The sequence below is a fragment of the Pseudacidovorax sp. genome (assembly GCF_017991995.1).
Classification (GTDB): Bacteria; Pseudomonadota; Gammaproteobacteria; order Burkholderiales; family Burkholderiaceae_C; genus Xenophilus.
The window spans coordinates 320,873-326,948 of record NZ_JAGOPN010000005.1 but is presented as its reverse complement, the minus strand read 5'-3'; the positions used below and the strand labels follow the sequence as shown (position 1 = coordinate 326,948).

5 protein-coding genes are annotated in these 6,076 nt (G+C 67.5%); all 5 read right to left on the bottom strand.

Going from position 1 to position 6,076, the window contains the following annotated elements; genetic code table 11:
* Positions 1-155: 155 nt before the first annotated feature.
* Genes KBC94_RS09600 through KBC94_RS09580 form a run of 5 tightly spaced genes read right to left on the bottom strand, consistent with a single transcriptional unit; the run spans position 156 to position 5,994 of the window.
* The gene (locus KBC94_RS09600; RefSeq protein ID WP_294369190.1) at positions 156-2,534 is read right to left on the bottom strand and encodes an ATPase, T2SS/T4P/T4SS family; all 2,379 of its coding nucleotides are present in this window, start codon (positions 2,532-2,534) and stop codon (positions 156-158) included.
* 7 nt (positions 2,535-2,541) lie between these two features.
* Positions 2,542-3,354 carry a PPK2 family polyphosphate kinase gene (locus KBC94_RS09595; protein ID WP_234192733.1) on the bottom strand — a complete coding sequence of 271 codons (813 nt, stop codon included), beginning with the start codon at positions 3,352-3,354 and terminating at the stop codon, positions 2,542-2,544.
* Between the two features lie 24 nt (positions 3,355-3,378).
* A complete protein-coding gene (locus KBC94_RS09590; RefSeq protein WP_114803393.1) occupies positions 3,379-3,810 on the bottom strand; it encodes an RNA-binding S4 domain-containing protein in 432 nt (143 codons plus the stop codon).
* A gap of 53 nt (positions 3,811-3,863) precedes the next feature.
* On the bottom strand, positions 3,864-5,282 hold the full coding sequence (locus tag KBC94_RS09585) for a sensor histidine kinase (RefSeq protein WP_294369182.1): 1,419 nt from the start codon (positions 5,280-5,282) through the stop codon (positions 3,864-3,866).
* Positions 5,283-5,310: 28 nt separating this feature from the next.
* Positions 5,311-5,994 (bottom strand): response regulator transcription factor, encoded by a 684-nt coding sequence (locus KBC94_RS09580; RefSeq protein WP_294369179.1) that lies wholly within the window; start codon positions 5,992-5,994, stop codon positions 5,311-5,313.
* Between the last annotated feature and the right edge of the window lie 82 nt (positions 5,995-6,076).

Sequence of the window (6,076 nt, the reverse complement as noted above, 5' to 3'; positions counted from 1 at the left end):
AACCGAGAGTCCATCAACTCGCCGTCGATATCTTGATCCGAATCGCCGTGGTCTCCCAGCCGTGGGAGCGCAGATGCGCCAGCAGCATCGGCACCATCTGCCGCAGTTTCGCCGCCACCGCACTGCCGACCTGCGCCCTTGGCGGCGGCCTCGACTCAGCTGTTGCTGGTCGCCCTGACTTCCTCGATGGTCGTTTGTCCCGAAAGCACTTTCTCGATGCCGTCCTGGCGAAGGGTGCGCATGTCCTGTCGCACGGCCGTGGCAAGCAGCGCCTCCACGCGAGCACCGCCCTGGATCAGCTCCCGCAGTTCGCGAGAGATCACCATCAATTCATGCAGCCCCACGCGGCCCTTGAAGCCGGTCTTCTCGCAAACCGGACAGCCGGGACTGTGGTGGAACTGGAGTTGGCCCTCGATGCCGTAGCGAGTGCGCCAGCGGGCAAGCAAGGCCTCGCGATCCTCCACGTCTTGCGCAGCGCCATAGGCGTGGAGGTAATCGTGAACCAGTTCGTCGATTTCCGCGGGGGAAGCAGGCCTGCTGGTTCGACAGGATGGGCAGAGGCGCCGGACCAGACGCTGCGCCAGCACGGCCAACAGCGAATCGGCAAAGTTGAAGGGATCCATGCCCATGTCGAGCAGACGCGTCACCGTCTCCGGGGCGCTGTTGGTGTGCAGGGTGGACAGCACCAAGTGCCCCGTGAGCGAGGCCTCGATCGATACCCGGGCCGTTTCTTCGTCGCGGATTTCCCCGACCATGATCACGTCGGGATCTGCTCGAAGAAAGGCGCGCAGCGCCCGTGCAAAAGTCCAATCGATGCGTGCGTTCACCTGCACTTGGCGAAGACCCGTCTGGGTGATTTCGATCGGGTCCTCGGCCGTCCAGATCTTGCGCTCGGGCGTGTTGATGTGGCTGAGCGCCGAGTGCAGCGTTGTGGTCTTGCCCGAGCCTGTCGGACCCACGCACAGCACCATGCCGTAAGGACGTTCGATGGCCGCGCGAAGACGCTGGTAGTTGCCGTCGGTCAGCCCCAGCTTGTCGAGCGGCAGTGGCTTGGCCGAAGCCAGGATCCGCATCACCACGTCTTCGAGGCCATTGTTGGTCGGGATCGTCGCGACACGCAGTTCGAGCCGGTGCTTGGGCGAAAAGCGCGCGAAGTTGATCTTGCCGTCCTGCGGCTTGCGTCGCTCGCTGATGTCCAGGTCGGCCATGATCTTGATGCGGGCGATCACGGCATTGCGGTAGTTGTGCGGCAACTCCAGGTAGGTCCGCAGAAGACCGTCCTTGCGGAAGCGGATGCGGATCTTCTCCTTGCCGGGATAGCTCTCGACGTGGATGTCGGACACCCCGCCGGTGAAGGCCTCCAGGATCATGCGGTTGATCATCCGCACGAGCGAGTTGTCGGACTGCTCGATCGGCCGGTCATCGTCCGATTCGAGGCCCGTCTGGTTCTCCTTTTCCAGCGATTCCAGCAGGCTGCTGGTGTCGGTGGTCTCGAACTCCATCGCCTGTGCCTGGGAGGGCGTCGGCTTCGCCTCCGAGGCCGCGCCGATCTTGTCGTAGGCGGCGAACACGCAGGCCTCGAAGTCCTCGCATTGGCCGAGCACCGGCGCGATCTTCATCTGGGCGATGAACTCCGCCTCGTCCAAGGCGCCGTGTCGGTTGGCGGGGTCGTCCATCGCCACGACCAGACGGCCATCCGCGACGATCAGTGGGAGCAGTTGCAGGCGCCGCGCCACGGCGTGGCTCAGGCGGGTCAGCGCATCGGGCTCGGACTCGAAGGCCTGAAGATCCACAACCGGATACCCCATCTTGCGGGTGAGCGCGACCTTGAGGTCGGCGGCCGACACGGCTCCCATCCGCACCAGGAGTTCGCCCAGCGGCAGGCCGTTGTCCATCTGCCGCTGCGCCGCGAGGGCTTCGTTGAGCTGCTCCTCGTTGATCATGCCCAGCGATATGAGCGCCTCCCCGATACGCACGATCGGGGCGCTGGCCTGGCGCTGCAGCGCCTGAAGCAGTTCACTGCGCCGGGTGGCCACCTGGGACAGCGTGCCGCCCGCAGCGGCGGCGTCCGTCTCGATGCGCTCATAGGCGGCATGGGGCACGAAGAGCCGCCGGACGCGGCCTTCCTCGTCGCCCGGGAAAAGGAACACACCGAATGGCGTCTGCACATGGCCGGCGCTGCGACCGCCCAGTTCGCCGCCATCGCCTTTCCACACGATGCGGTAATCGGCCCACTCGACCGGGGTGTCGTCCAGAGGACGCAGCGGATCCAGCAGCAGCAGTGACCGGAACTGGTCGAAGCGCAGTGGCACAGGCGCACGTGTGCGCAGCAGATGGATGTGGACCAGCTGCGCGGAGGGCGAGAACAGGTTCATCACCCCTTCGCCGTGGCGGCCTGCCAGATTGCTGATCTCGCAGCGGACGGTGCTGGTGTTGGGAACGCGGAAATGGCCTTGGGGCGGCAGAGGCCACGCGAAGGTGTCGGGCGCGACGGCGTCGGCAGTAGGGGAGACGGGGAGAGCGGGATTCGACATGACCGAGTCACTGGACCTTCAAGCCGGCATAGGCCGGGTTGGCAGGCGCAAGGCTGATTTTCATGTCCCGCAGCACCTTGATGAGCAGCCGGGCAATCATCAGATTGCGATGGTTCTTGTGGTTGGCGGGCACGATGTACCAGGGGGCGTGCGCGGTGGAGGTGGCGGCGATCGCGTGTTCGTAGGCCTGCTGGTAGGCGTCCCACTTCTGGCGTGCGGCCAGGTCGCCCATGCTGAATTTCCAGTGCTTGCTCGGATCGTCCAGTCGGGCCTGGAGGCGTTTGCGCTGCTCCTCCTTGTCGATGTGCAGCATGCACTTGACCAGGACGGTGCCGGTCTCGGCCAGCAGTCGCTCGAAGTCATTGATCTGGGCATAGCGCCGGCGCAATTCGGCCTTGCCGATCCAGCCCTCGACCCAGGGGACGAGCACGTCTTCGTAGTGGCTGCGGTTCCACACGGCGATTTCGCCGGCCCGTGGCACGACCGCATGGCAGCGCCACAGGAAGTCGCGCGCGCGTTCCTCATCCGTGGGTGCCTTGAAGGCGGCGACGCGAACGCCCAGTGGAGAGGTGCGCGAGAACACCCAGCGGATGGTGCCGTCCTTTCCGCTCGTGTCCGTGCCCTGCAGCACCAGCAGCAGCTTGCGCCGCCCTTCCGCATGAAGCAGGTTCTGCCAGTGGTCGAGTTCGTCGGCGAGCAGCTCCAGCGACTCGCGCTGGTGATGTTCCTCGGCTGGCAGGAAGGGCGTTTCTCCAGGATCGATGTCGGCCAGACGGAAGGGGGCGTCGGGCTTGACGCGATAGTGCTTGAGCCGGGTCATCCGCCGAGCCTAACGCATGACCTGTCAGCGCCCCGCGCCGTCGTCGTCGACCGAGGCGCTCCAGCGATCCCCCCAGCCCACCTCGCGGGCGGTGTCGAGGTGGCGCCGGTCCCGTTTGGTGGGGCGGCCCTGCACGATCGCATGGGCGGGCTCGCGGGCCAGGCGTCGCTCTTCCCGTGCGGCCGACAGAGCGGCGATGCTTTCTGCTGTTTCTTCGTAGAGCAACTGCGCCACCGGCGCCGGCCCGCGTTGCATCGACAGTCCCCGCACCCGCACCGTGCGCGTGTCCGGCCCCTGGCGCAGCTGCACGAGGTCGCCCGCCCGAACTTCGCGCGCCGGCTTGACCACATCGCCGTTGACCTGCACGCGGTGGCGGTCGACCTCTTCTGCGGCGAGCGAACGGGTCTTGTAGAAGCGAGCGGCCCACAGCCACTTGTCAATGCGCATGCGCTCCATGAATGTCGGAAGAATGAGAGGAGTTTCAAGCAAACAGCGCCTGGCTGGTGCTGTCAATCGGACGTGGCCGGATTCGCGGTGGGCAGCCGCACCCGCGCATCCAGCCCGACGACGCGGCCGTCCGCATCCAGGCGATTGTCCAGGTGGATGCTCCCGCCCAGAGTGAGCACGATCTCGCGGCAGATGGCCAGGCCGAGCCCCGAGCCGCGTGCCGTGTCGCCGGCCGCGAAGGGGGCGAAGAGCCGCTGCCGGAGTTCGGGCGCAATGCCGGGCCCCGCATCGCGCACGCACAGGTTGACAGCGCCCATGCCATCTGGAGAGACCTGCACGGTGAGCATGCCGCCGAGAGGGCTGTGGCGGATCGCGTTGTGGAGCAAGTTGCGGCTGAGTTCGAGCAGCATCCAGGCATGGGCGTCAACCTTGGCCGGGACCACGTCCAGCTCGAAGTCCAGGGCCTTGTCCGCGATCAGCGGCGAGACGTCCAGCGCCACCTGCCGCACCATCTCGGCCAGGTTCAGTTGCTGCAGTTCCGGCCGTTGGCGCAACTGCTCGATCTTGGCCAGGGCGAGCATCTGGTTGGCCAGCTGGGTGGCACGGTCGACGGTGGCATCGATTTCGCGCAGCGCCTGCGCCGCGGGCACGTCGCCCCGGCGCGCGGATTGCACCTGGGCCTTGAGCACGGCCAGCGGCGTGCGCAGCTGGTGGGCGGCATCGCGCACGAAGCGCTTCTGGTGATCGAGCAGGCCGCGCAGACGCGCCATCACCGCCGTGGTGGCATCCACCAGCGGACGCAGCTCGCGGGGCGCATCGGGTGCGTCGATGGGCGAGAGGTCGTCGGGCGCCCGCTCGGCGATGGCCTCGCCCAACCGCCGCACGGGGCGCGTGGCCTGCTGGACGACAAAGACGGTCACGCTGGCCACCACCGCAACCAGCAGCAGCTGCCGCCACAGCATGTCCACGAGCAGGCGGCGCGCCAGCGCCTCGCGCAGCTCCAGCGTCTCTGCCACCTGGACGACGGCCATGCCCAGGCCGCGTGCACTGGCCACCGGCTGCAGCAGCACGGCCATGCGCACCGGCTGGCCGCGGAATTCCGAGTCGTAGAAGTCCACGAGGGCGGCATAGGGCGGCTTGGCCGGGAGCGTGCCGCGCCAGAGAGGCAGCTCGGCGAAGCCCGAGATCATCTCGCCGTGGGTCGTGGAGACGCGGTAGTACATGCGGCTCTGCGCATCGGCCTCGAAGGCCTCGAGTGCCGAGTAGGGCACGGTGGAGCGCAACGAGGCCAGTTCGTCGTAGCCCTCGACGTCGAGCTGTTCGCCGATGGTCTTGGCCGAGGCGAGCAGCGTGCGGTCGTAGGCCGTGGTTGCCGCCGCCAGCGCCTGCCGGTAGACGCTCACGCTGTTGATGAGGATGAACAGCACGACCGGCGCCAGCAGGCCCAGCAGCAGCCGGAAACGCAACGAGCGCGACCTCATGCGGGTGGCGCAGGGCGGTCAAGCACCATCAGCGGGTCTGCTCTTCGCGCAGCAGGTAGCCCAGCCCGCGCAGGGTCATGAGCGTGCAGCCCGTGCCCGCGAGCTTCTTGCGCAGCCGGTACGCCACCACTTCGATGGCCTCGTACTGCACCTGGGTCTCGCCGGGAAAGACCAGTTCGAACAGCCGCTCCTTGGTCACCGCATTGCCCGGGCGGGCGGCCAGTGCGCGCAGCAAGGCGGCTTCGCGGGGGGTGAGTTCCAGGGCCTCGCCACGCAGGTAGAAGGCGCCGCTGGCCGGCTCCAGGCGCAGTGCGCCGATCTCCACCGGCGCGGCGGCGACGGCCGGATCGGCGGGCGAGCGCCGCCGCAAGGCGCGCAGGCGCGCTTCCAGCTCATCGAGGTCGAAAGGCTTGGGCAGGTAATCGTCGGCGCCGGCGTTCAGGCCCAGGATGCGGTCACCCACGGTGCCGCGGGCGGTGAGCATTAGCACGGGGGTGCGCAGGCCGCTGGCCCGTGCACGGGTGAGCACTTCCAGGCCATCCATGCCGGGCAGGCTGAGGTCCAGCGCCACCACGTCGGGCTCGATCGCCTGCCATTGGGCGAGCGCCTCGGCACCATCGTCGCAGACGCGGACATCGATCTGCCGGCGCCCCAGCGTGCGTTGCAGGGTGGACTGCATGGAGGGATCGTCTTCGACCAGCAGCAGCTTCATGAGGCTCCGGAGGCTCGGTGTTTACCCCGAGTGGCGCGACAGCCAACTGACAGCGGGGCCGCGCATCATAAGCCGCACCAAA